The following is a 24,925-nucleotide window of genomic DNA, read 5'->3' on the forward strand; positions in this document are numbered from 1 at the left end:
CACCAGGCGTTTTTATCCGCCCAGTCAGCGGATTCGGGGCGCGTATCTTAACAGACCCGTCCGGCCGGCTGCCGATGTACCTTCATCCGTGATTCATGGAATTTCCGGTAGCGTGTCGCTAAAACGAGATGTCGACAAGACGACAACAACACTGACGATACCCATGATCGATACGCGCAAACCTTCCTTCCCTCGACGCCTCTCGCACGCTCTTCTGTGGCTGCTGCTGGCCGGACTAACGATACCCGCACTCGCGCAGAGTGTGTCGGCACCGACGGCGGTGATCGCCGCCACGGTTAAGGAGACGACCTGGCAGGACCCGGTCGAGGCGCTGGGCACGCTGCGTGCCGATGAGAGCGTCACGCTCTCATCGACCGTGACGGGCACCATCGACGCTTTCAATTTCGATGACGGTGACGCGGTCAGCGCCGGTCAGTGGCTCGTCCAGCTTGACGACGATGAGGTGCAGGCGGAGCTGCGCGCGGCAGAGGCGGTGCAGCGCCAGCGGCAGAGCGCGCTTGATCGCGCCCAGCAGCTGCAGGACCGCAACCTGGGCGTACGCGCCACGCTCGAGGACAACGCCGCTCTGGTCCAGCAGAGCCGCGCCGAGATCGATGCGCTGCGCGCACGCATTGCCGATCACCGCGTGCGAGCCCCTTTTGCCGGCAGCGTCGGCCTGCGGGAGTTGAGCGTCGGCGCGCTGGTCACACCCGGCACCGAGCTGGTCACGCTCGACAAGCTCGATATCATGAAGCTCGACTTCACGGTGCCGGCGACGCTCCTGGCTGTGCTGCATCCCGGGCTGACGCTCGAAGCCACAACACCGGGCTATCCGGAGACGATCTTCCGCGCGAAGATCGCGCATCTCGGCACGCGGATCGACCCGATCTCGCGCAGTCTGGTCGTGCGTGCCGTTCTGCCCAACGACGACGGGCGACTGCGCCCCGGCATGCTGATGGAGATCCATCTTGCGCAGCCGGCTCGGTCTGCGCTGACCATCCCCGAGAGTGCACTCGTGCCGGACGGCGAACGGCAGACCGTATGGAAGCTTGGCGGCCTGGACGAAGAGACGCCGCGCGTCAGCCGCCAGGAGGTCACCATCGGCGAGCGCCGCACGGGCCAGGTCGAGATCCTCCGCGGCCTCGATCGTGGCGACCGGGTCGTCACCCACGGTACGCTCAAGGTTCGCGACGGTGACGCCGTCGACCTGATTGCCGTGGACCCGCCCGCCTCGCGGATCGAGGATGTGCTGGAGCGCCAGCGTCGTGCCATGCGCTCGTCGGCAACCTCGTCACAGCCTGCCCCGGGTACGCCCGACTGATGCGGCTTTCCGATCTCTCCATCCGCCGGCCAGTACTAGCAACGGTCGCCTCGCTGCTGCTGATCGCCTTCGGGCTGCTCGCGGTCGAACGTCTGCCGTTGCAGGAATATCCGGCCATCGATCCACCGATCGTCAGCATCGAGACGGCCTACCCCGGCGCCTCCGCGAGCGTGGTCGAAACCCGTATTACCCAACTGATCGAGGATCGGATCGCCGGCATCGAGGGAATCGTGTCGATCGAATCGAGCAGCGCCGATGGCGAGTCCGAGATCGATGTCGAATTCTCGCTCGACCGCGACATCGACGCCGCCGCCAACGACATTCGCGACCGCGTCTCTTCGGTCGCCGACAACCTGCCGGATCAGGCCGATCCGCCGGAGATCGAAAAAAGCGACAGCAGTGACGACGTGATCGTCTGGCTGTCGCTTTCGGGCGAGGGCTACACCATCCCCGAGCTGACCGACTATGCCAATCGCTACCTGGTCGATCGTTTCTCGACCCAGAGCGGCGTCGCCAGGGTGCGCCTGAGCGGCGGCAAGGAGTATGCCATGCGGGTCTGGCTCGACCGCAACGCGCTTGCCGCTCGCGGCCTGACGGTCGATGACGTCGCCGCTTCGCTGGAAGCGGAAAATGTCGAGCTGCCCGCCGGGTTCCTGGAGTCGAGGGATCGACAGTTCACGCTACGTATCCCACGTAACTTCGTCACCGCCGATGACTTCCGGCGACTCGTCGTGGCGCGCGGCGGTAACGGCTACCTGGTCAGACTGGGCGATATCGCCCGCGTCGAGGTCGGCTCGGTCGAGGAGCGTTCGCTCTATCGCGGCAACGGCGTGCCCATGGTCGGGCTTGGCATGATCAAGCAGTCGACGGCGAGCGTCCTCGAAGTCGCCGAGGGCGCCAAGGCCGAAATGGCCAGACTCCGGCAGACGCTGCCGGAAGGCATGACGCTCTCCCTGAACTTCGATTCGTCGATCTTCGTCGCCGGCGCCCTGCACGAGGTAATCGTCACGCTGTTCATCGCCATGGCACTGGTGGTCGTGGTGATCTTCGTCTTCCTCGGCAACGTGCGTACCACGCTGGTACCGGCGGTCACCGTCCCGATCTCGCTGATCGGGACTTTCATCTTTCTCGCGCTGTTCGGTTTCACGCTGAACCTGCTCACGCTGCTGGCGCTGGTTCTCGCCATCGGCCTGGTGGTCGACGATGCCATCGTGGTGATCGAGAACGTCCATCGCCGCATGGTCAGTCACGGCGAGACGCCCCTGGTCGCCGCCTACCGCGGCACCCGGGAGATCGGCTTCGCGGTGATCGCGACCACCCTCGTGCTGGTGACCGTGTTCGTGCCGCTGAGTCTGCTGCAGGGTGACATCGGCCGGCTGTTCTCGGAGTTCGCGTTGACGCTCGCGGCAGCCGTCGCGCTCTCCTGCCTGGTGGCGCTGTCGCTGGCGCCGATGCTCTGTTCCAAATTGCTCAGCCCACGCATGCACGAAAACCGCATCAGTCGCACCGTTCACTGGCTGCTCGAGCGTTCGCAGAACACCTATCGCCGCGCGTTGATGATCGCGCTGCGCTGGCGCTGGGCGGTGGTCGGCTCGTTCTGCCTGTTGCTGGCCGCGACCGCCTGGCTGTTCCAGCAGCTGCCGAACGAATACACCCCACGCGAGGATCGCGGCGCCTTCTTCGTGCTGATCGAAGGCCCGCCGGGCGCGACCTTCCGCTACATGCAGGATTACTACGACGAGATAGAGGCGAGGCTGATGACCCTGGTCGATCGCGGCGAGATCAATCAGGTGTCGATGCGGGGCCCCCGGGGCTTCGGGAGCGTCGAGAACTTCAACGATGGTATGGCGATCGTCACCCTCAAGGACTGGAGCGAACGCCGCTCGGCGTGGGAGATCATGGCGGAGATTCGCGAACGTCTCGACGGTCTGCCCGGCGTCACCGCCGTGCCCGTCATGCGTCAGGGCTTCGGCGGGCGCGTCGAGAAGCCGGTCCAGTTCGTGCTTGGCGGTGGCACCTACGAAGCGCTGGTCGACTGGCGAGACCGTATGCTCGCGCGAATTCGCACCGATGACAGCGGACTCGAAGCGGTCGACAGCGATTACAAGGAAACCCAGCCGCAGCTACGTATCGAGATCGACTACGACCGCGCTGCCTCGCTGGGAGTCACCGTCAGCACCATCGGCAACACGCTGGAAACGCTCTTCGGCGGACGCAACGTGACCACCTACGTTGACAACGGCGAGGAGTACGACGTCATTCTCGAGGGCGAGCGCGACCGCCAGCGCCAGCCCAGCGCCCTCGACAACGTGCAGGTCCGTTCCGCCACCAGCGGCGCACTGATTCCGCTCGCAAGCCTGGTCACGGTCTCCGAATTCGCCGGCGCCAGCGAACTCAATCGATTCAATCGCATGCGCGCCATCACGCTGGAAGCGAATCTGGCCGACGGCGTCGCGCTCGGCGACGCGCTCGACTATCTGCAGACCGTTGCCGACGAGGAGCTGCCCATTGAGGCGGTGATCGACTACAAGGGGCCCTCGCGCGACTTCCAGGAAGCGAGCGGGGCCACGCAATTCTTGCTCGCTCTCGGCATCCTCGTCGTGTTTCTGGTACTGGCGGCGCAGTTCGAAAGCTTCATTCACCCGTTGGTGATCATGCTCACCGTGCCGCTGGCGATCAGCGGCGCGCTGCTGGGTCTCTGGGTCAGCGGGCAGTCGCTCAATATCTACAGCCAGGTCGGACTGGTGATGCTGGTCGGCCTGGCGGCGAAAAACGGCATTCTGATCGTCGAATTCGCCAACCAGCTTCGCGATCAGGGGCGGGAGTTCACGACCGCGCTGGTCGATGCTGCGGTCACTCGCCTGCGGCCGATCCTCATGACCACCGTCACCACCATGGCCGGCGCGGTACCGCTACTGCTGGCCTTCGGCCCGGGGTCAGAATCGCGACTGGTCATCGGCACCGTGATCTTCTGCGGCGTCGCCGTCGCCACGCTGCTGACGCTCTTCGTGGTGCCGGTCGCCTACGCCCTGCTCGCCAGGCGCACCGGCTCTCCCGGGGATGTCGCCCGCCGACTCGAACGCGAGATGCAGCCCCGCGACGATGCCTGATCACCGCCCTGGCGGCGCTGCAAATTGGGACTACACTGCAGAAGGTGACGACCGGCCGATAGGGCCACGCCCCGTCGGCGGCAAGGAGGGAATCCCGTGAGTCTTTTCCATCGAGACGACAAGCAGTCCCAGGTCAACCGGATCGAAGAGGATCTGACAGGGCCCTCGACCGAACCGTCGTCGGTGTCACCCGCGTCAGCAGGTACCGTCACCGAGCCGCTCGAGGAGAGTATCGACGAAGCGCCAGCCGCGGCCCGCTATTACCTGGAAGCGGGCGACTGGGCGACCCGCTCGAGACGCCGGCTCGACGAACAGATTACCGATACCTGCCAGAGCTGCGATACGTTCGTCAGGCGCAAGCCCTGGAAGAGTGTCGGAATCGCGGCGTTGGGCGGTGCCGTTCTGGCATTGATGGTGACTCGCCAGTGATCCGCACAGCGTCCATTTCCACCTACCACGATTAAGGATGATCCATGAGCCGCAATTATCGAGAAGATGCGCGTGAAGCCTATCGCGATGCCAAGCGTCGGGGACGCCGCGGCGTGGAGCGCGCACGCCATCGCGCCGACGATATCAGCCACGACCTGGCCGAGCACGCCGAGGAAGCGTGGCGCGAGACCGACGACTACGTACACCGCAACGCCTGGAGCAGTGTTGGTGTTGCCGCTCTGGCAGGTTTTGCGATCGGCTTCTTCGTCGGCCGTCGCTGAGAACCGGAAGTGAGCTGACCGGAGTGACGGTCAGCCTGAGAGAAGGCCCGGATGCCGATGGCACCCGGGCCTTCTCGTGACCAGGATCACCTTTGAATCACTCCACCGGCGCCGGCGTCACGTGAATGCCGAACAGGCTGGCTTCGCCGCTGCCGCGCCCGGTTTCCTCGGGCTCGACGAGCTGCCCGTCTCGCACCATCACGTGACCGCCCTGCCCCTGCTGGCCACCAATGACACTGCCGACCAGATAGGTCGGAAAAATGCCGGGGTCGTTCTCGTAATTGGGGTTGTGGATCAACCCGATCATCTGGAAGCGCCCACGCGTGTTGCGCAGCGACTCGAGCGAGTCCTGAATCAGTCGGCGATGCGACAACTTGGAGAACAGTCCGTCCAGCAGAATCACGCTCTCTCGGCTGACTCGTGCCCGGCGCTTCTGCGCACCGGGAAGCTCTCGCAGTTCGCGCTCGATAGCGAATTCCGACAGTTTGACCAACCACATCAGCGACACCGCCTCGCGCTGCCCCTCGGACATATCCTCGTTGAGCGAGAACAAGCGCCCGTGAGGACGAATCGCTTCGTGCTTGATGCGAATGGTGACATCTCGGAACAGTCCGCGGTAGATACGCCGACGAATCTGACGTGTCAGCTCGTCGTCGCTGCCACCGCGCGCCTGCGCCTTGTCTCCGGCCTGCTCGATCCGCCGCCGCTGCACCGCGAGATGCGCATCGATGTCGGCCAGCAGTTGCTGGATCAGCTCGCGCACGTCATCGTCCGCGATCAGCGCCGCCTTCACCTCGAAGTAGGCGCCGCCGTCGCTGGCCCGCTGCGCGACACGCCGAAGAATCTCGAGATTGCCGGCCGCGTCGATAATGATCGAGCTCAAGCGTTCGACCAGGGTGTCCTCGATCTGCTCACGAGAGGTGTGCAGGCGCCCGACTCGAGCGCGATGTTCGTCCAGCTGGCCAACCAGCTGGGCGTGCAGGGAGCGTAGCGACTCCAGCGCCTCGGGACTCACCCCCTCGAGCGAGCCGAGGCGCGCGCGCTCGGTCTCGTTGAACAGTCGACTCGCACTGGCCGACTCCAGCGAGAGCCCCAGCGCCCGCTCACGGGCCGTCACGTCGCGCGCCTGACGCTCCCGATTGCGTGCGCGCTCGCCGAGGTTGAGTGCACCCAGCCCCTCGAGCAACGTCTGCTGGCAGGTTTCCAGGGCCTCGAGCTCGAACGTCCCGGCTGCCTCCGGATCGAGCGGTGCCGCCAGCCACTGGCGCCAGCTCGCGAGCGCCGCATCGAGCCGTTCGGCCTCATCGCCATCACGCGGCCAGCCAGCGTCTGGATCGGCGAGCGCGCGTTCGGCCCAACCCTCGGGGAGCTGCCTGAGGACTTCCAGCCAGGCGACGGCCAGCTGATCGACGACGTTCAGCGCCTGCTGATGGCGACCAAGGCGTGTCTCGACAGTGCTCTGCTCCGAGCCGTTGGCCTTGCGTCGGTCACGGCTCTCTTTCAGCGACTGCTTGAGTCGGCCGATATCGCGCTCGAGCGTGCGATTGCCGCCTTTTTCGTCGCGCACCTGGAGAAACGCGCGGATGCGGTCGAAATCGAAATCGGCGCGCCGGTTGGCATCGGCAACGCCGCGCTGCAGATCGGCTTCGCGCGTCTCGGCGTCCCGCATGAATTCAGGCCCGCCTTCGGCGACGAACGTCGCCAGCCGCCGCAGTCGATCGCGTTCGCCATCGTCAAAGAGCCGTCTGAGCTGCTCGCGGCCTTCACCGCGACGCGATTCGAGCGCCTCGACCTGCAACTCGATCTCGGCCAGTCGCTCACCAAATTCGGCACTCTCTTCGTCGAGCAGCGAGAGCTGTTCATCGATCTCCGCCAACCGCTCGATACCGCCGGCGGCAGCGAAGCGTTCGGCGGCCAGCCATAGATCGCCGTGCTGTTCGAGCTCCCGCGCCGCCGATTCCCGCAGCGGCGACAGCCGATCGCGCTCGCTCACTGCCGCCGCCCGTGCCTCACGAGCCTCGGCGAGCGCCGATTCGCCGCCCTCTTCGAGAAAACGCTGGAAATCGTCGATCGCCTTGAGCGCCGCCTCGCCGAGACGCGGTGCCAGTGCCGACTGCTCGGCCTCGAGCCTGTCACGCTTTTCATCGAGCGCGGCCAGACGAACTTCAGCGTCGTCCGCAATCGCCTGCTGGGCCTCGAGCGCCAGACGAAAACGCTCACCGTGGGGGTCGAGTCGCGCGATCTCGTCTTCCAACGCCTGCTGGCGCTGACGATCGATCTCCAGGCGCTGCTGTGTTTCTTCGCGCAAGGCGGTGAGGTAGGCCGGGTCGAGCGCGGCCTTGACCGCGAGCGTCTCGACGCCCTGCACGGCACCGAGCGGCAGCTCGCCTCGGGCCAGCGTCGCTGCCAGACTCGCGGCCTCCAGCACAGGCACCCCGCAGCCGGCATCGATCAGACACTGGGAAGCCTCGCGGGCGGCGGCCTCGCCCTCGATCACCGGCGCGAACAGTTGGCCTGCAGCCTGAGCCAGCCACAGCCGGCGCTGTTCGGCATCCGCCTCGAGCCCGGCGATGACCTCGTGCAGGACTTGGAACTCGATCTGTTTGTCGTCGAGCAGTTGCTGCGCTTCGGTTTCGGCGGCCAAGCGCGCCAGCGGATCGCCGCTGAGACTTTCGAGATAGCGCTCACGTGCCTCGCTGGCGCCGGCCAGCGTTTCCCGCTCCCGCAGCAGTCGCGGGTAGCGCGCCTTGGCATCCTTGAGCCAGGCACCCGGCGTCTGCTCGGAGATCTCGCGAAACGCGCTCAGCGCCTCGCGAAGGCGCTCGAATTCGCGCGCCTCCTGCGTCAGCTGATGCAGACCATCCTGCAGCTCACGCGACTGGCGGTAGAGCGTATCGCGCAGGTGAACGGGCGAGGCGTCACCGTGCCACTGACGGTAACGCGACGCGGAATCCTCGAGCGGCTCGAGACGCGCCAGTCGCGCCCCGGCATCCGCCTCCGCGCGACGGGCGTCGGCCAGCGCCTGCTCATGAGACGCCAGCGCACTGCGACGCGCGCTCCAGAACCCGACTGGCGAGGCATCGGGCCAGTTCTCGGCAAATGTCTGCCACGCCTCGCGTCCGGCGGCCAGCGGCGCCATCTCGCCCTCGAGGCGCTGACGCTGCTCGCGCCGGCTCTGCACTGCCTGACGCGCGCCATCGCGCTGCCCCAGCAGTGTGCTCGCTTCTTCTTCCCAGTCCGCAAGCTGCGTTTCGAGCTCTGCCTGTTGCGCCTGCTTGGTCTCGAGCAACGCTTCCGGCGTGATGTCGGCATGCTCGGCCACGAATGCCGCGTGCCACTGTGCCGGTTGCTTCAACTCGCCCATGCGCCCGAGATGATCGGCGTGCTGGCGACGGGCGACTTCCAGCGTTTGCCGGGCACCGTCGCGCGTTGCCTCCGGCGTCTCCAGCTCGGCTTCACTGAAGAGCCCCTCGGCCAGCGCCTGGGTGTAGACACTCTGGTTGTCGATGAAGTCGCGCTGGCGCGACTCGAGTTGCTCCCGCTCGTGTTCGAGCCCTTCGATCTCGTCGTCGAGACGCTCGGCATCGAGCTTCAACGAGCGCCGGTACTCGCGGTCGGCGATGACCTCTTCGCGAAAGCGATTGCCATCGAGCGCTTCGAACGCCTCAACCGCATTGTCGAGCTGACTCAGGGCGCGATAGCGCGCGGCGTCGTCGCTGAAAGCGTGGCTGTCGGCCAACCAGGCGCGAGCCTGATCGAAAGCGACATGCCCCACCTCGCGCCCGCCGATCCAGCTCGCTTGCGGCAGATGCACCAGACGGCGATGCGTGTCGACACGCGCGCCGCGCTCGGAGAGCGCCTGACGCACGTTGCGCTCGGCCTGCCGGCTCAGCTTGGCCAGCAGCCAGGTCGAAACGCGCGGTCGCTCGGTATCGCCGATCGCCCAGGCGAGTCCCGCAGCCAGCTCGAGCTCGGCGACTGAATCAGGCTCGGCGGTCGACTCGGCGTCAGCGTCGATGCTCGACCGGCCCGGCAGCCCCGCCAATGGCGCCAACGCCTGGCCACCGAGCAGACGTTCGGCCTCCTCGAGCGAGGCATCGAGGTTGCCGAGCTGCCGGCGCGACTCGAGCAGGCTCTCCCCCTCCTCGTTCAGCGTCGCCAGTCGCTCGACCTTGTCGTCGGCGCGCTGCTGGTCGCTCTCCGCCTCGGCCAGACGATGGCGCAGTTCGGTGATCCGCGTACCGGAGTTGAGGATGACATCTTCGATCAGCTCCTCTTCCTCGTCGGTCTCGCCGCGCGTCGCCCCGGAAAGAATCTGTGGCGCCAGCACTTCGTAGAAGAACGCCTGATCGGCCTTCTCGCCGGCTCGCGGTTTGATCGCGTTGAAGATCTGACTCTTGTCGGCGCCGCCCTCTTTCTGAAAAGCGGCCAACTGGGCCAGTTCCCGCCGCGAAATATGCGCCCCGACCGCTTCCAGCCACTCTTCGCGGTTGGAGGCACGCGTCACCCCATTGGCGCGCATGGTGCTCTGGAAATCGGCGTTGGGATAGAGCGCGAGCTTGCCGTCACGTGTGATGTGATGCACCGGCACGTCAGCCAGCTGCCCGGGATAGTGATAGAACACCAGCCCGCTGCCGTCACTGTAGCCGTACATGCCGAAGACGAACGTCTCGCCGGCGACCTCGTCGCCCGCCGCCGCCAATATGTCATCCTGACGTTCGGCCTCCTGGGCACGGAATTCGACGCGCAGGTGGGTCCAGCTACGCGCCTCGCCGTTGACCTTGCTCGGCGAGCATTTGCGGCGGGTGCGCGTCAGCAGCTGACGATCGCGCGAGAGCATCCCGATCAGCGCCTCGGCCATGGTCGTCTTGCCGAAGCCATTTTCCATGCTGATCGCGCTGGATTGACCGCGCAGGTCGAGCAGCAGATGGCGCATCTTCGCTTCCCACGGCGAGGCGATATCGCCGTGCTTGTTGAGCAGGTTGGCGATCTCGATGCGGTTGATGACGCTCATCGGCGGCCCTCCTCGGCGTCTGTCTGGCTAGCGGCGCTCTCGTTATCGGATGCGCTGTTCGATTCGCGACCCAGCGTGGCGGGAGTTTCCTGGCCATCCTCGAACAGGTCCGTCTCGGGCACGGTTTCATCCTTTTCAGAATCTTCTTCCCTGTCCTTGTCAGCCCCCGCTGCGCCCTCGTCCTCTTCGGCGGATTCCGGCACCGCGGTCTCGGAAGCCTCGCCATCGCCGGAGGTCAACTCGATCAGGTGCGTCAGGTGGTGGACTCCGATCTGCTCGGCTTCGAGCGCCCCCAGCAGCGTCTGCTGCCAGACATCCTCGTCGGCCGCTTCACGCACGGCGTCGAGATGGCCCGCCTTGACCAGCAGATCGATGAACGCTTTGACGCGGCGCGCAATATCCTCGCCTCGCTCGTCGAGCAACACGCGACTGCTGGCCGGCGCGCGATCGCCAAGGCCACGCAGCGTCTCGAGCTGGTCGCGCACCAGCTCGACGAGCTCGCGGGTGACGAAGGTCGCTTCCTGGTAGCGGCTGACGTCCGACAGCGCGCGGTTCAGGCGCGTATAGATCAGCGTGTGCAGCAGAAGCCACAGCTGCAGATACCAGAGCGCCAGCTCCGCGCGACTCTCCTGACGCAGCTTGAGCGCGTCGAACACCGGCTCGCGGGTATAGAGCGGCGGCTGCTCGAGCTCCGGGTCGGGCAGGAGCGCGAAGAAGCGCGACCCAGGGGCGATACCGGGGTAATCGCCGGCCTCGAATGCCTTGAGACGCAGTCCCTGACCGGCGAGAAAATCGCGTAGCGCCTCGCGTTCGTTCTCCTGCGCGTCGTCGATCAGCGCGCAGACATCGCGCTCGGAAAGCTGCCCCTCGCGCGCGGGCCGACGTTTACGACCGCCGCTGGGAACGCGTTCGGCCGTGCGATAGCGAAGCAGATAGGCGACGACCTCGCCCATTTCCATCATGTTCATGCGTTCAGGCTTCCCTGTTCCTGGATTCGGTCTCGTTGGCAGCAACTGCCTCGCGCAGGCGTAGCGAGGGTGTCACGGCGCCCTCGATGCGACGACCGTCTGGCAGGTCGATCGTGAAAGGCGTGTCGTCGATACCGACGCTGAGGCTGTCACCCAGCAGTTGGGTATCCACGAAGGTGTTGAGCAGCTGCGGCAGGCAGTCGAGCGTGCGATTGGCGGCGCCATCGACATCATCCTCGAAACGATGCCAGCCCTCGCCGAGTGCCTCGGGCAGTGACAGCGGCGCCTGGCTCAAACGTTGACGCAGCGCGGAACCGCGGGCCTTGAGATAGCGTGCCAGCAAAGGGTCGGCACTCGGCCTGTCGCTGGCCTCGTCGAACACCAGTGCGGCCCCACTGCGCTCGGCGCGCCGCGTCTCCACCAGCATCGTCAAGGTCTCGCCACGCGGCATCGAGACCTGGACACTGAGCGGCATCATGCGCGCGACCACGGCACTCTGCAGGCGCGCCGGCGGCGGACTCGTCAGCAGACGCTGGGCCAGCCCGGCAAAGTCGATGACGCCCATCGACTGGATACGTCCTTCTGCAATATCGGAGAGCAGCTCCGAGAGGCGTCGCGAGAGATTCTCGATCGCCGTCAGCACGCGGCCGATGGCGCCCGACAGCATGCGCAGATCCCACTCGTCCTCCTGGCGCTCGGCCCAGGTCTCGAAGCTCGTGAGCAGCGCGGGCGTGGCGAGCTGGGCACGCGCGCTGAGTAGCGTCCCCTGGATCGTGCTGAGCGCGTTGTGATAGTGGCGCTCGTTGTCTAGCAGCGCGCTCAATTTGCCCTCGTGCGTCGGATTCTCTCGCACCCGGCGTAGTTCCTGGGTCAGCGCGCGGATCGCCATCAAAATCTGCTGGGTAATGTCGGGCACGCGCGCGTAGTCTCCCCGCGACAATGCGGCGACGACCTTGGCGGCGTCGTATTCGGAATAGAGAAGATCCTCGACCTGGCTCGCCAGCGTCACCGCCTGTCGCCCGCTCGGCGTGAGGCGTACCTGGCCGGTCTGGCCCTGCTTCTCGATCAGCGCGGTACGCTTGGTACTGCGCCCGCTGCGCTCGCCGGCAGGCGCATCTACGTCACTCGGCGAGGGGCTGGCCTGCCACTCCCGATAGTGGATCTCGCTCGGCGTCGCCAGCAGGTTGACCACGAAGCTCAGGTCGTCGGCGGAGAGCCGGGGATACTCGCCGCGCAGATGCGCCAGACACCGACGCTGGGTGACGAAGGCGCTATTGGTGGCGAAATCCACCTCCAGCAGGTAGTCAAGCAACAGACAGCCGAGGTCCAGCCAGTAGCCATCGCGCAGCCCTCGTCGCTGCTCCTGCGTCACCTGAACGAAGGGCGAGCCCGGCTCGTGTGCGCTGTCATGTAAATCCAGCAGCCGCGTCGTCGCGACCAGCAGCTTGTTCCAGGCGGTCATGTCGACTCCAGACGGGGAACAACGGAGGTCTCGTGGCCGAACAATCGGCGCGTCGCCGTGCTGGCGAGCCGTGACCACGAGCCAAAGCGACGCATTATGCCAAGGTTGCCGGCTCGGGTCATGGCGCGAGTCGACGTCAAGGCTTCGCGATGACTGCTATGTTGACTCCGTTCTCTCTTCACTTCTCAACGGAGACTTCCCATGGAATATCGCCGTCTTGGCCGTACCGGCCTCAAGGTTTCACCGCTCTGCCTGGGCACCATGACCTATGGCACGCCGCAGTGGCGCGATTGGGTGCTGGACGAAGGCCAGAGCCGACCGTTCATTCAGCAGGCTCTGGAGGCTGGCATCAATTTCTTCGATACCGCCGACATGTACTCGGATGGAGAGTCGGAGCGGGTCGTGGGCAAGGCGCTGAACGACTTCGCACGGCGGGAAGAGGTCGTGGTAGCGACCAAGGTCTACAACCCGACCGGCAACAAGTCTCCCAACGAGCGCGGTCTGTCGCGCAAGCACATCCACCACGCAATTGACGCCTCGCTCGAGCGGCTCGGCATGGATTACGTCGATCTCTACCAGACCCATCGCTGGGACTACGACACGCCGATCGAGGAGACGATGGAAGCGCTTCATGAGGTGGTCAAGGCTGGCAAGGCGCGCTACATCGGCGCCTCGAGCATGCACGCCTGGCAGTTTGCCAAGGCGCAGCATATTGCCGAGCGACACGGCTGGACCCAGTTCGTCACCATGCAGCCGATGGTCAACCTGATCTATCGCGAGGAGGAGCGCGAGATGATCCCGCAGTGTCGTGATCAGGGCGTCGGCGTCATTCCCTGGAGCCCGCTAGCCCGCGGCATCCTTGCCGGTAGCAAACCGGTCGGCAGCGATGGCACCACGACTCGCGCCAAAAGCGACGAACAGATGCGCGCCTGGAAGCTCGGTCTCGACCGCGATACGCCGGTTCTCGAGGCGCTGCGTGCGCTTGCCGAAGCGAAGGGTGTGTCGCCTGCCCAGGTCGCACTCGCCTGGCTATTGCAGAAACCCGGCATCACCGCACCGATCGTGGGTGCCAGCAAATCTCACCATCTGGACCAGGCACTGGGGGCGCTCGATATCTCGTTGACCGCGGACGAGGTCGAGCGCCTCGAGGCACCCTATGTCCCGCATGAGGTCGTCGGCTTCGAGTGATCGAGTCTGAAAGGCAGGCCGTCACGGCCTGCCTGCTTCTCGCTGATTCGCTGTCAGGCCGGTAGCGCTTCGCGGGGCGCCGTATCATGCCGCCGACCGGCGATGCCCAATCGATCGAGCGTCGGCCGCGCCGATTCATCGAGCCGAAACCAGGCGATCAGCCGCTGGAGCTCGGCCGCCTGCGACTCCATGGCTCGCGCCGATTCCGAGGCTTCCTGGACCATGCTGGCATTCTGCTGCGTGACCTGATCCATCTGCCCCACCGCTTGACTGACCTGGGAGATTCCGGTGCTCTGCTCCTGCGTGGCCGAAGAAATTTCTGCCATCAGTGACGACATGCGTGTCACGCCCTCGACCACATCGTGAATCGAACTTCCCGTGACTTCGATCAATGCCGCGCCGCTGCCGATGCGCTGGTGAGAGGATTCGATCATGGTGCGTATTTCACCGGCAGCATCGGCGCAGCGTTTGGCCAACGTCTGCACTTCGCTGGCAACCACGGCGAAGCCACGCCCGTGCTCGCCGGCACGCGCGGCTTCGACAGAGGCATTGAGGGCAAGAATATTTGTCTGAAAAGCGATCGAATCGATCATTCCCACGACTTCGACCACACGCCGCGAGTCCTCGGTAATCGCCCGCATGGAGCCGACCGCTTCCGCCATGCGCTCACCGCTCTCGGTCGCCTGGGCACGGACCTGCGCCGCGAGGTCACTGGCCTGGCGCGTGTTGTCCGCGTTCTGGCTGACGGTCTGCGTCATCTGCTCCATGCTGGTCGCCGTCTCCTCGAGTGATGCCGCCTGCTGCTCGGTACGACTCGAGAGATCCTGACTTGCCATGGCGATTTCACCCGCGCCAAGGTCGATATTCGTGCTGGTCGCGTTGACCTGACTCAGCGTCGACACCAGGCGCTGGCGCATCGATTCGAGCGCAGCGAGCAGGCTGCTGGTATCGCCACTTCTGAGTGCGAGCGGCTTGCTGAGGTCGCCCTCGGCAATACGCCTGACCACGCCTTGGGCAACGCGGGGGTCACCCCCCAGACTGCCGGTGACGTCACGAATGATCCACGCCATGATGCCGGTGAGCAGCAGGCCGACGACGGCGAGGATAACACCGGACTCCACTGCACTATCCCAGAAGGCTTGCTGTACATCGGTCAGATAGGCGCCCGTGGCCAGATACCAGCCCCATTGCGGGACCTGCAGGGCGTAACTCATCTTCTCCTGCCAGGGAGCATCGGTCGAGGCGCGATAGGCGTAACGGAAGCTGCCGCCACCTGCCGGCTGGCCCGCCTCACGCAATGCCTGGAAAGTCGCGACTCCATTCTCATCCTTATAGTTCGTCATATCCTGCCCGACCGGAAATGAGGGGTGCGACACGATGTGAAGTCCATCGTCGAAGGCAAAAAGATAACCATCCTTGCCGAACCTCAGGTCATGCAAGCGCGTCAGCGCGCGTTTCTGGGCGTCCTCACGCGTCAACTCACCCTGGTCTGCCTGTTCCACGTACCCCTCGACGAGATCTCTGGCGCTCTCGACGAAATGCCGGAGGCTGGTGCGTCGCTCTTCCAGCAACCCCTCACGCTTGTCGACGATGGTCCAACCCGTCAGCATCAGCATGCCGACCCAGACCAGCCCCAGTGTTGCCCAAAGCTTCCGACTCATCGTCAGTCGCGTCATCGCTGTTCCCCATTTTTTCTGATTGGAAGAAACTTCTCTGTGGAGAGATATCGCGCCGTCCCTATCGAGTCGGCCGCATGATGACTATCGACCAAAGTCTAAGATTCTAAAAAAATATCGATTTATCAGATAATTACGACTACAAAAACCGTAAGAAACTGGATACTAAACCTGTAGGACATCCCCTAAGCAGCAAAAACGTTTTGATTGGGATCCGCCACCAAAGTGGCGCCGTATCGGCCCGACTTCGAGTGGCAGGCGCTCGGGGACGATGGCATCATTGAGAGACAGCGCAGACCTCGCTGCCGGCGCCGATTTCCGGTGACGAGCCGAGGCCTGCAAGCTGACGATGTCTTCATGGCCGCCGAGACGGCGCGCCACAATCAGTGAGGTAGTGCACGCCAATGTTTGAGAAGATCGAGCGCGTCCCGGGGGATGCCATCCTCGGGCTGATCGAAGCCTACAACCAGGATCCCAATCCGCAGAAGGTCGACCTGGGTGTCGGCGTCTACCGGGATTCCCATGGCAATACGCCGATCATGCGCGCCGTGAAGCAAGCCGAGGCACGCCTGCTGGAGAACGAGAAGACCAAGAGCTATATCGGTTCTCATGGTGACCCGCGCTATGGCAAGGTCGTCCTGCCGCTGGTTCTGGGTGCCGACTCGGCGGTCCTCGCCGCCAATCGGGCGAGCCTGACGCAATCTCCTGGCGGGACGGGTGCCCTGCGCCTGGCGGCGGATTTCATCAAGACCAATCTGCCCGGCAAGTCGATCTGGCTCTCCGATCCGACTTGGCCCAACCACCTCGGTATCTTCGAGGCGGCGGGCATCGCGATTCACAAGTATCCCTACGTCAGCGCCGACAACCGCCTCGACTTCGACGGCATGCTGGCGACATTGAAGACGATTCCCCAAGGCGACGTGGTGCTGTTGCACGCCTGCTGCCACAACCCCTCCGGCTTCGATCTCAGTCAGGATCAGTGGCGCCAGGTGCTGGAAGTGGTCAAGGCGCGGGGGCTGCTGCCACTGGTGGATTTCGCCTATCAGGGCTTCGGCGATGGCCTCGAGGCCGACGCCTTCGGCGTTCGGCTGATGGCGGAGAATCTCGACGAAGTATTGATAACCAGCAGCTGTTCCAAGAACTTCGGTCTCTATCGCGAGCGCACCGGCGCCCTCATCGTGATCGCCGGCAACGCCGAGCAGATGGAGAACGTGCGCTCACAGATGGCCATCGTGGCTCGCGAGAACTACTCCAACCCGCCCTCCCACGGGGCTGCCATCGTCACCGAAATTCTCGAGTCCAGTGAACTGGCCAGCGTCTGGCGCGACGAGCTGACCGACATGTGCGATCGCATCAACGGTCTACGCAGCGATCTGGTCGAATCGCTCAAGCCGTACGGACTGGACGGGCGCTTCGCCCACGTTGCCGAGCAGCGCGGCATGTTTTCCTACACCGGTCTCAGCACGGCTCAGGTCAAGCGCCTGCGCGATGAGTTCAGCATCTACATGGTCGGCTCCGGTCGTGCCAACGTCGCGGGCTTTACCCGCGAAAACCTGCCCTACGTCGCCAAGGCGATCGCTGCCGTCGTCGAGTAACGTCCGTCATCACGGCTTCCGACCGGAAGCTGTCACGCATTCGCCCGGCCAAATGGCCGGGCGAATGCATTAGGACCACACGCGGGCCGGGTAGAGCTCGCGTCAACCCGGCTCAGTACCAGGCGCTGATACCCAGGACCAGAGAGAGTCGATCCGCTTCATCGTTCGGGCGCATGCGGCGGGTTTCACCGTAGACGTTCTCCCAGCTCAAGCCGACATACGGCGAGAACATCTTGGTGACGTCGTAACTCAGTCTCAGCCCGGTTTCGGTCGAATTGATCCCCTGACCGATCTCGTAGTCGGCGACGCGATCGGCAGAGGCATTGATCTCGAAGCGGGGAGAGAGAATCCAGCGCTGAGTCAGCAGCCACTCATATTCGAATTCGACACGGGCACTCGTATCGCCACGCTCGCTGACGAACAGCGAAGCCTCGGTATCGATGCCGTACGGCGCGAGTCCTTGCAGCCCGAGAACAGCGTAAGTGCGTGATGGGTGAGGATCGATATCGTGACGCAGGCCGAGCTGAACGTCCCAGAAATCATCCAACTTGCGGTCGTATAATGCCTGCAGCTCCGCGCTCTCCGACTGCCCGGTTCGCCAGTCACCTTCCCCCTCCGTTTTCCACCAGAACTTGTCGAGATCGTTTCCATACCACCCCTCGGCATCCCAGAGATAACCTTCGCCAACGTCGTCATGGCGATACTCGAGACGATCCAGCGTGATATTGCTGTAATTGGCGGTATCGTGAATCGGCGGTCCCCAGCTCGCGGGTGCGCCACTGCTGGGATCGGCGTTCTCGGGGACGACAGCGTCGAGAGATGCCTTGCCCGGCGGCGGGTTCGCCCACGCGGGAGTCGACGCGGCGATTATCCATGAAGCCACCAGCAATGAAGACAGAGTCGGCGTGGCGCCGTCGATACCGAACGCGGTCACGAGGCGGGGATACGAACAGGATCGACGATCATGCATGGTGGTTCTCCTCGTCGAGCACCCGAACCACCCGGAACATGCCCATCTCCATGTGATAGAGCAAATGGCAGTGAAAAGCCCACCGTCCCGGTTCGTCGGCCGTGATCAGCAGCGATACCCTGGCCGCGGGCCTGACGCTGATCGTGTGCTTGAGCGGCAGATGCTGGCCCTGCCCGTTCTCGAGCGCCATGAACATGCCATGAAGATGAATGGGGTGCTCCATCATGGTGTTGTTGATCAACACCAATCTGAGCCGCTCGCCGTATTGAAAATCGATCGGTTCGGCTTCGCTGTAAGTCTCGCCATCGAACGACCACATATAGCGCTCCATGTTGCCGGTCAGATGCAGCTCGACGGTCCGTGTCGGTTCACGCTGATCCGCATTCGGCCAGGGTCGCCTCAACTGGGTGTAGCGAAGCACGCGATGATCGACGCCCTCGAGCCCCGTTCCAGGTTCGTCCAGTCGGCTGTCACTGCTGGCCGGCATCAGCGCGTCGTGATCGGCGGGAGAGACGTCGTCGTCCATCGACATGGCATCGTGGCCCGTATTCATGTCCATCGGCGGCTTTCCGTCGGCATCGCCGCCATGACCGTTCGACGCTCGGCCGGCTGACATCGGTGGCGCCGAGCCGTGGTGCATCATGGTGTCGCTTTCGGCGATGCTGTCCTGAGACATCGCTTTTCGGGACATGCCGCTCATATCACTCATGCCCGCCATCTTGCCCATCCCCATATCCGCCATGGTGCGACGCGGCGGCTTTCGAAGCGGCGGTACCGGCGCGAACTCTCCGATCTTTGGCGTCAGGCTGCCCATCACATAGCCGGAGCGATCCATGCTCTCGCACATCAAGGTATAAGGGCGGGAATCCGGCGTGACCACGACATCGAACGTTTCCGCTACGCCAATCTGAAATTCGTCGACGTCCACCGGGTCGACAGGCTGGCCATCGGCAGCGACGACCGTCATCGCCAACCCCGGAATTCTCACGTTGAAATAGGTCATCGCCGAGGCGTTGATGAAACGCAGCTTGACGCGCTCCCCAGGCACGAACAGCCCCTCCCAGGGCGTCGCCGAATGATGGCCGTTGAGCAGGTAGTCGTAAGTCAGGCCGGACACGTCCGCGATATCTCGCGGGCTCATGCGCATATCACCCCACATGCGACGCTCTTTCAGCGTGGCGGCCCACCCCCGCTTCTCGACGTCAGCGAAGAAATCGTCGACGGTACGCTCGTCGAGATTGTAGTAATCGCTTTGCGCCTTGAGCTTGGTCATGACCCGATGCGGATCTTCGAACGTCCAGTCGTTGAGCATGACGACGAAATCACGCTCGACGGGATGCGCTCGAGCTTCCGAAGGATGAATGACGATCGGCCCGGTCAGCCCCTTCTGCTCCTGCATTCCCGCATGGCTGTGGTACCAGTAGGTACCACTCTGGCGCACGGGAAAATAGGCCTCGAAGGTCTGGCCCGGTGCCACGCCGGGAAACGAAACCCCCGGTACACCGTCCAGTTGAAACGGCAGCAGAATGCCGTGCCAGTGCAGCGACGTCGGCGTGTCCATATGATTGTGAACGCGCAGCCTCGCTGTCTGGCCCTCCCACAGCTCGATCAGCGGAGCGGGGACCCGGTCGTTGACGCTGTAAGCGGCGCCACTTCGAGAGCCCAGTTGAAATCGATCGCGCCGGATATGCGCATCGAAGGTCACATTGCGCGGCGGACCGCCGGGCACCCGCCCAATGCTTCCCGCCGACGCCGTTCTTGCGGAATCGCCAGCGAATGCGCTGCCGGGCATCAAGGCGTTCCACCCCCCCAATACCCCCAACGCTCCCAAGGCGCTCAAGAGCGCGCGCCGCTGATGGCAGACATCGTCCATTCATGGTCTCCAGCACGAAATGATGCCGTCAGACTAAAAGACCAAACTGAGCCGAAGCTGACAGCCTCGAATCGATCGACTCAAGGCCCGAGAAGGGCTGAGGGCTGAGGGCTGAGGGCTGAGGGCTGAGGGCTGAGGGCCATGAGATTGTGCCCCATCACGAGCCCGAGGACGCCTGCGGCCCCCTGGGCGAGAAATGTAGCTCGATACGCAGGCCGCCGAACGCCGACTGATCATATTTCACCCGGCCCTGATATCGCTCGATCAGCTGAGCGAGTATCGACAGACCGAGTCCATGCCCTGGCTTCTGCTCGTCGAGCCGAGTGCCTCGCTCGCCCAGCGATGCAAGATGCGCGCGATCCACGCCGGGGCCATCATCCTCGACCACCAGCCGATCCGGCATGGACACATCGACCATCACGCGCGATCGTGCCCACTTGCCACCGTTATCGAGCAGAATGCCCAGACACTCCATGGCGTCATGGCGCTCGAGCGGCAGCCGACACAGCGCTTCGGGACCGGGATCGATGTCAAAGTCGATGCCCGGATAGAGGGTCTCCAGCATCGACAGCATCGACTCGACATCGGCCACGTCGAGCCGACGCTGGCCAGTCGCCTGACCGGCGATACGTGAACGCCTCAACTCCTCGGATAGCTTCTCGTCGATGGCTCTCAATCGATGAACCATGGCCTCGCGCCGCCTTTCATCGGGTATCGAAGGCGCACTCAGTGCCTGGATGACCGCCGCCAGCGGCGTCTTGATGGCGTGCGAGAGATTGGCGAGCGACTGTCGCATGCGCTGCTGACGGAACTGTTGCTCATCCACCAGCTCGTTGATCTGCGCGATAACGCCTTCCAGTTCGGATACCGTCCCGATATCCAGTCGGGCGCGCTCGCCGCGACGCAATGCCTCGAGCTGACGGGTCAGCGACTTCAGCGGTCTGAGCCCGCGCTGGACGACAGCGAAACTGAGCGCCAGCAGTATCAGCGAAATGAGCGCGGCACTGGCCCCGATCCAGAGATGCAGACGCGCCAGCCCTTGATCGACCTGCGCGAAATCCTCGCCCACGAGCACCGTGACCGCCGCCCCTCGAATCGTCTGCCGCTCGCGCCACGCGAGCAGATGCCTGCCCTGCCAATGGAGATCGAGGAGCTTGTCTTCCGGCCCGTCAAGATAAGGCGCGAGGGCTCGCACCCCGTCCGCCGGCGAGACATATACCTGAGCACCACGACGTACCAGATAGACATGATGAAAGACGGACGTATCCGGCCACACGCTCTGCTCGATCGGGGCCAGCGGCAAGTCGCCGGGGCCGAGGCGCGAGAAGATGTACTCCGCCTCCTGCTGCAGACGACCGGCGAGAAACTCTCTTGCGACGTCCTTGAGCAGAATGCCGTGCAGCAGCCAGGTGAGCCCCATGATGAGAGCCGCCACCAACGCCAGGCGGCTCAGTAACCGGATGCGAAGACTAGGACTCCGACGCATGCGGTAGCGATTCGCGCGGTGTCTTGCCATGAAAGACGTATCCCTCTCCGCGACGCGTTTCGATACGACGACGTCCGAGTCGCTGACGCAGCCGGGCGATGTAGACTTCGATCATGTTGGGCGTCGATGCATCCTGAGAGAGGGCGTAAAGCTGATCCAGCAACTGGACCTTGGAGTGCACGTGCTCCGGGTGGAGCATCAAAAAACGCAGTAGCCGGTATTCGGTAGCGGTGAGATTCTGCCACTCATCCTCCCCCACCCGGCAGCGCTTCAACGATTCATCGAGATGGACGTCACCGACCCGCAGTACGATCCGGGTCTGGCCGCTGGCGCGGCGAATCAACGCCTGCAGACGCGCCAGCAGTTCCTGCTCGTGAAACGGCTTGGTCAAATAGTCGTCGGCGCCTTGCTGCAGACCGTCGACCTTATCCTCCCAGCTGTCTCTGGCGGTCAGCGCCAGCACTGGGTCGCGCATGCCGATATCTCGCCAGCGGCAGAGCATCGACAACCCGGAACCATCCGGCAGGCCGATATCGAGAATGATCGCCGCGTAGGATTCGCTCTGCACGAACAGTTCGGCCTGTCGGCAGTCCGCCGCCAGATCGACGCGGTATCCCTCACTGTTCAAGCGCTCGGCCAGACTCTCGGCCAAGAGTTCATCATCCTCGACAAGCAATAGTTTCATGGCTTCTGGACACGTGCGAACGGAATAGACATCGCGAGTCTAGCGGAGTTTCCTGAATCGATGCTGAGCAGGCGCCAACGGAGAAGTCGGCCATAGCGAGAGCCGCCCGGCCAAACGGCCGGGCGACTGTATATTGGCAAGAACCTCGCCAAGCTAGGGCTTCAAGGTATCCGCGCCCATCGCCGACTCGAAACGCTCGCGCGTGACACCACCGGCCTGCTCGTCTCCGAGCTGCTGAAACATCGTCTCCTGCTTGGCACTGGTCGCCTCGTCCTGGTCGATGACACCATCGCCGTTGACGTCGAGCTGGTCGAAACTCAGCGCGTTGGGCCGCTGGTCGACCGGCGTCTGCGCGCCGCCGTCGGTGAAGCCGGCATTCGCTCGGCCGACACCGCCTGACTTCTCGATCGACTCACTGTCCAGCTGGGATGCGTTGGCGGGGGCCTGGGGCTCACCCTCCTGCTCGACGATATTGGGTCCGTCGGTCGTGCCCTCGTCCTGCGCCCAGGCCCCGGGCAGTGCAACCAGCGACAGCCCCATCAGCATCGATACGCCTATCACCTTACGCCAGGGCGTCTTTACGGGCAGGATTAACGTACGGCTTTTCAACATCGTGTCACCTCGGGATTGTCGATAGCCTTGAGACAATCAAGCGACGCGAACATTCCGTCCGTCATTGGCAATCGACTCGATGCCGTCGGCGATGACGACCGCATCGCGCTACGCGGTCGTCGCTAGAGGCTCAGATTCATTCGTCCCACTGCGGCGCAAAGGACGGGTTCGCCTGGCGGTCCCCCCGGTCCAGACGATCGATGTCGGCCATTTCCTGTTCGGAGAGCTGAATTTTCATCGCGTCGAGATTGGATTGCTGATTCTCGCGCTTGGTCGACGACGGAATCACGATGATGTCCCGCGCCGCGATCCACGCGAGCGCGATCTGCGCGGGGCTCGCATCATGCGCCTCGGCGATACGCTTGAGCACCGGGTCGTCCATCACCTTGCCGACGGCAAGCGGCATGTAGGCCGTCACGTCCAGCCCCTTGGCCTGACAGAGCTTGACCAGCTTGCGGTTGGCGAGAAACGGATGAACCTCGATCTGGTTGGTCACGATATTCTCGCCGCCGGGCAGCGTCAGCGCCTCGTCGATCTGCGCGATCGTGAAGTTCGACACGCCGATGTGCTTGGTGAGCCCCCTGGCGCGAGCGGCATCGAGCGCGCCAATGTAATCCGCCATCGGCACTTCGCCTCCTGGCGACGGCCAGTGCACGAGCAGGAGATCGAGCTGATCGATGCCGAAGTTCTCGAGGCTTTTGTCGACGGCGGCAGCAAATTTCTTCGGCTCGAGATTGTCCCACCAGATCTTGGTGGTGATGAAGAGCTCGTCGCGATCGATACCGCTTTGTCGAATGGCTTTACCGACCGCAGCTTCATTCTCGTACATCTGGGCGCTGTCGAGATGCCGATAGCCTACCTCCAGCGCCGAGGTCACCGAGTCGATGACGGCCTGCTCCTTCAGACGATAGGTGCCCAGGCCGGGTTGCGGCAGAACGTGACGTGCCATGAGATCGCTCCTGATGATGCCGGAAGCGCCTGTCGAGCGAGACCTCGACGGACGCAGCGGGAAAACGGTTAACGTGACGTTGACGAGCTTGACCGGCACCGCCAGCGAAGACGCGCAGGCCGGATTCGGGCTCGCCTCCCTCCCATGCTAGACTCAAGCTCCTGTCTTTGCCCGGATTGCGCATGTCCGACGCCACTCGACAACTGGTTCTCGTCGGCAATGGTGACATTCACCTTCGCCTGGCCGCCCGCGCAGAGCGTCTAGCCCAGCACGGTATCAGCGTCACGCTGGTCACGCCTGAGGATTTCGCGTTCGCCGACTGGCTCGGCGGGATGCTGGGTGGGGAGTGGCAGCTCGACGACGTCATCCTGCCAGCCTCGCGCATCGCCGACCACGGTGGCGTGCATTGCGATGCCGAGGTGTGCGAGATCGACCGCGGCCGACGCCGCGTGACGCTCGCCGACCGGCGCACGCTTTCCTATGACTGGCTCTCCATCGACCTGCCTTCGACGCTCGACGAGCGCTGCCTCCCCGGCCTCCACGCTGCCCCCGGTACCTACACGGCGGCAGCCGGCGATCTCTGGCGACTGCGCCAGCGCCTGGAGAGCCAGCTGGCCAGCGCGAACGAGTCGCTCCCGTCGGTCGCCGTCATCGGCAGCGGTCCCAACGGCATCGAGCTCGCCGCCAATCTGCTGGCGCTCGGCGAGCGCTACGGTAGGGAGTTACCGGTCACCTTGATCGGCAATGAGCGTCGGCCCCTTCCCGGCGCCTGTCGACGTGCCAACCGCTGGCTGATGCAGCGCCTGATCTCTCGCGGGCTGCGTCTCGAGATGGTTGCCACGGCGACGCGTTTCGAGGCCGGCCAATTGATTCTCGACGACGGTACCCCGGTGGATGCCGAACTGGTGTTGATCGCGGACCCGCCCAGCGCCTCGCCAGCGCTTGCGCGTCTTGGCCTCGTCGACGATGCCGAACGCGGCATGATCGACGCCACCCTGCGCTATCGCGAGGACCCTCACCTCTTCCTGCCTGCTGCGGCGCTACCGGGGCAGCTCGAGCCGCCCACGACGAGAGAACGTGCCGCCCTGCTCTTCGCCTCGCTCGAACAGGCTGCCGTCGGTAGTGACGACAAGCTGAGATACCCGCCACGACAGCGCTGGAAGGCGCTCAATCTCGGCGATCTGCGCGATATCGCCTGGTGGGGATCGCTATGGTGCCGGGGTCGCTGGGTGAGACGGCTCAAGCATCGTCGCGATCGGCGCGAGGTAGCGCGCTACCTGAAGGGGGCGTGACCGTCTATGGCAGA

17 protein-coding genes are annotated in these 24,925 nt (G+C 64.3%); 7 read left to right on the top strand and 10 right to left on the bottom strand.

Annotated elements, in window-relative coordinates; all coding sequences use genetic code 11:
- Positions 1-112: 112 nt before the first annotated feature.
- The 4 genes from IE125_RS15370 (at position 113) to IE125_RS15385 (ending at position 5,141) form a co-directional block, all read left to right on the top strand.
- Complete coding sequence (locus IE125_RS15370; protein ID WP_229809153.1) at positions 113-1,321, top strand: efflux RND transporter periplasmic adaptor subunit; 1,209 nt, start codon at positions 113-115, stop codon at positions 1,319-1,321.
- Complete coding sequence (locus tag IE125_RS15375; RefSeq protein WP_189445564.1) at positions 1,321-4,431, top strand: efflux RND transporter permease subunit; 3,111 nt, start codon at positions 1,321-1,323, stop codon at positions 4,429-4,431. The genes IE125_RS15370 and IE125_RS15375 overlap by 1 nt, the downstream gene beginning before the upstream one ends.
- 96 nt (positions 4,432-4,527) lie before the next feature.
- On the top strand, positions 4,528-4,860 hold the full coding sequence (locus IE125_RS15380) for a hypothetical protein (RefSeq protein WP_189445565.1): 333 nt from the start codon (positions 4,528-4,530) through the stop codon (positions 4,858-4,860).
- Positions 4,861-4,904: 44 nt separating this feature from the next.
- Entirely contained in the window at positions 4,905-5,141 is a 237-nt protein-coding gene (locus IE125_RS15385; RefSeq protein ID WP_189445566.1) for an ElaB/YgaM/YqjD family protein, read from the top strand.
- Positions 5,142-5,238: 97 nt separating this feature from the next.
- On the opposite strand, the gene IE125_RS15390 is transcribed toward IE125_RS15385, so the two are convergent.
- From IE125_RS15390 to IE125_RS15400, 3 genes are read right to left on the bottom strand one after another with little or no spacing between them, the layout of a single operon-like run.
- Positions 5,239-10,155, bottom strand: coding sequence for a hypothetical protein (locus IE125_RS15390; RefSeq protein WP_189445567.1), 4,917 nt, complete (start codon positions 10,153-10,155; stop codon positions 5,239-5,241).
- Positions 10,152-11,123, bottom strand: coding sequence for a hypothetical protein (locus tag IE125_RS15395; protein WP_229809154.1), 972 nt, complete (start codon positions 11,121-11,123; stop codon positions 10,152-10,154). The genes IE125_RS15390 and IE125_RS15395 overlap by 4 nt, the downstream gene beginning before the upstream one ends.
- A gap of 4 nt (positions 11,124-11,127) precedes the next feature.
- A complete protein-coding gene (locus IE125_RS15400) occupies positions 11,128-12,585 on the bottom strand; it encodes a hypothetical protein (RefSeq protein ID WP_189445568.1) in 1,458 nt (485 codons plus the stop codon).
- Between the two features lie 201 nt (positions 12,586-12,786).
- Between IE125_RS15400 and IE125_RS15405 the strand changes: the two genes are divergently transcribed.
- Positions 12,787-13,773 carry an aldo/keto reductase gene (locus tag IE125_RS15405; protein ID WP_189445569.1) on the top strand — a complete coding sequence of 329 codons (987 nt, stop codon included), beginning with the start codon at positions 12,787-12,789 and terminating at the stop codon, positions 13,771-13,773.
- 53 nt (positions 13,774-13,826) lie between these two features.
- Here IE125_RS15405 and IE125_RS15410 read toward each other — a convergent pair whose 3' ends face one another.
- Positions 13,827-15,449 carry a methyl-accepting chemotaxis protein gene (locus tag IE125_RS15410; protein ID WP_229809155.1) on the bottom strand — a complete coding sequence of 541 codons (1,623 nt, stop codon included), beginning with the start codon at positions 15,447-15,449 and terminating at the stop codon, positions 13,827-13,829.
- A gap of 404 nt (positions 15,450-15,853) precedes the next feature.
- On the opposite strand from IE125_RS15410, the gene IE125_RS15415 reads away from it, so the two are divergent.
- The gene (locus tag IE125_RS15415; RefSeq protein ID WP_189445570.1) at positions 15,854-17,044 is read left to right on the top strand and encodes an amino acid aminotransferase; all 1,191 of its coding nucleotides are present in this window, start codon (positions 15,854-15,856) and stop codon (positions 17,042-17,044) included.
- Between the two features lie 112 nt (positions 17,045-17,156).
- On the opposite strand, the gene IE125_RS15420 is transcribed toward IE125_RS15415, so the two are convergent.
- From IE125_RS15420 to dkgB, 6 genes are all read right to left on the bottom strand, one after another.
- Positions 17,157-18,014, bottom strand: coding sequence for a copper resistance protein B (locus IE125_RS15420; RefSeq protein WP_189445571.1), 858 nt, complete (start codon positions 18,012-18,014; stop codon positions 17,157-17,159).
- Entirely contained in the window at positions 18,007-19,887 is a 1,881-nt protein-coding gene (locus IE125_RS15425) for a copper resistance system multicopper oxidase (protein ID WP_189445572.1), read from the bottom strand. The genes IE125_RS15420 and IE125_RS15425 overlap by 8 nt, the downstream gene beginning before the upstream one ends.
- A 157-nt stretch (positions 19,888-20,044) precedes the next feature.
- A complete protein-coding gene (locus tag IE125_RS15430; RefSeq protein WP_189445573.1) occupies positions 20,045-21,403 on the bottom strand; it encodes a sensor histidine kinase in 1,359 nt (452 codons plus the stop codon).
- Positions 21,357-22,058, bottom strand: coding sequence for a response regulator transcription factor (locus IE125_RS15435; protein ID WP_189445574.1), 702 nt, complete (start codon positions 22,056-22,058; stop codon positions 21,357-21,359). Before IE125_RS15435 ends, IE125_RS15430 begins: the two co-directional genes overlap by 47 nt.
- 153 nt (positions 22,059-22,211) lie before the next feature.
- Positions 22,212-22,670, bottom strand: coding sequence for an EF-hand domain-containing protein (locus IE125_RS15440; RefSeq protein ID WP_189445575.1), 459 nt, complete (start codon positions 22,668-22,670; stop codon positions 22,212-22,214).
- A 136-nt stretch (positions 22,671-22,806) separates the two neighbouring features.
- Complete coding sequence (gene dkgB, locus IE125_RS15445) at positions 22,807-23,619, bottom strand: 2,5-didehydrogluconate reductase DkgB (RefSeq protein WP_189445576.1); 813 nt, start codon at positions 23,617-23,619, stop codon at positions 22,807-22,809.
- Between the two features lie 182 nt (positions 23,620-23,801).
- On the opposite strand from dkgB, the gene IE125_RS15450 reads away from it, so the two are divergent.
- Entirely contained in the window at positions 23,802-24,911 is a 1,110-nt protein-coding gene (locus IE125_RS15450; RefSeq protein WP_189445577.1) for an NAD(P)/FAD-dependent oxidoreductase, read from the top strand.
- Positions 24,912-24,925 lie beyond the last annotated feature (14 nt).

This window comes from Salinicola rhizosphaerae, assembly GCF_014652715.1.
Lineage (GTDB): Bacteria > Pseudomonadota > Gammaproteobacteria > Pseudomonadales > Halomonadaceae > Salinicola > Salinicola rhizosphaerae.

Bases quoted from the DNA above. Each gene is read 5' to 3' on its own strand.
- IE125_RS15375 (WP_189445564.1), top strand. From the start codon at position 1,321: ATGCGGCTTTCCGATCTCTCCATCCGCCGGCCAGTACTAGCAACGGTC.
- IE125_RS15385 (WP_189445566.1), top strand. From the start codon at position 4,905: ATGAGCCGCAATTATCGAGAAGATGCGCGTGAAGCCTATCGCGATGCC.
- IE125_RS15390 (WP_189445567.1), bottom strand. From the start codon at position 10,155: ATGAGCGTCATCAACCGCATCGAGATCGCCAACCTGCTCAACAAGCAC.
- IE125_RS15395 (WP_229809154.1), bottom strand. From the start codon at position 11,123: ATGAACATGATGGAAATGGGCGAGGTCGTCGCCTATCTGCTTCGCTAT.
- IE125_RS15400 (WP_189445568.1), bottom strand. From the start codon at position 12,585: ATGACCGCCTGGAACAAGCTGCTGGTCGCGACGACGCGGCTGCTGGAT.
- IE125_RS15405 (WP_189445569.1), top strand. From the start codon at position 12,787: ATGGAATATCGCCGTCTTGGCCGTACCGGCCTCAAGGTTTCACCGCTC.
- IE125_RS15410 (WP_229809155.1), bottom strand. From the start codon at position 15,449: ATGACGCGACTGACGATGAGTCGGAAGCTTTGGGCAACACTGGGGCTG.
- IE125_RS15415 (WP_189445570.1), top strand. From the start codon at position 15,854: ATGTTTGAGAAGATCGAGCGCGTCCCGGGGGATGCCATCCTCGGGCTG.
- IE125_RS15420 (WP_189445571.1), bottom strand. From the start codon at position 18,014: ATGCATGATCGTCGATCCTGTTCGTATCCCCGCCTCGTGACCGCGTTC.
- IE125_RS15425 (WP_189445572.1), bottom strand. From the start codon at position 19,887: ATGGACGATGTCTGCCATCAGCGGCGCGCGCTCTTGAGCGCCTTGGGA.
- IE125_RS15430 (WP_189445573.1), bottom strand. From the start codon at position 21,403: ATGGCAAGACACCGCGCGAATCGCTACCGCATGCGTCGGAGTCCTAGT.
- IE125_RS15435 (WP_189445574.1), bottom strand. From the start codon at position 22,058: ATGAAACTATTGCTTGTCGAGGATGATGAACTCTTGGCCGAGAGTCTG.
- IE125_RS15440 (WP_189445575.1), bottom strand. From the start codon at position 22,670: ATGTTGAAAAGCCGTACGTTAATCCTGCCCGTAAAGACGCCCTGGCGT.
- dkgB (WP_189445576.1), bottom strand. From the start codon at position 23,619: ATGGCACGTCACGTTCTGCCGCAACCCGGCCTGGGCACCTATCGTCTG.
- IE125_RS15450 (WP_189445577.1), top strand. From the start codon at position 23,802: ATGTCCGACGCCACTCGACAACTGGTTCTCGTCGGCAATGGTGACATT.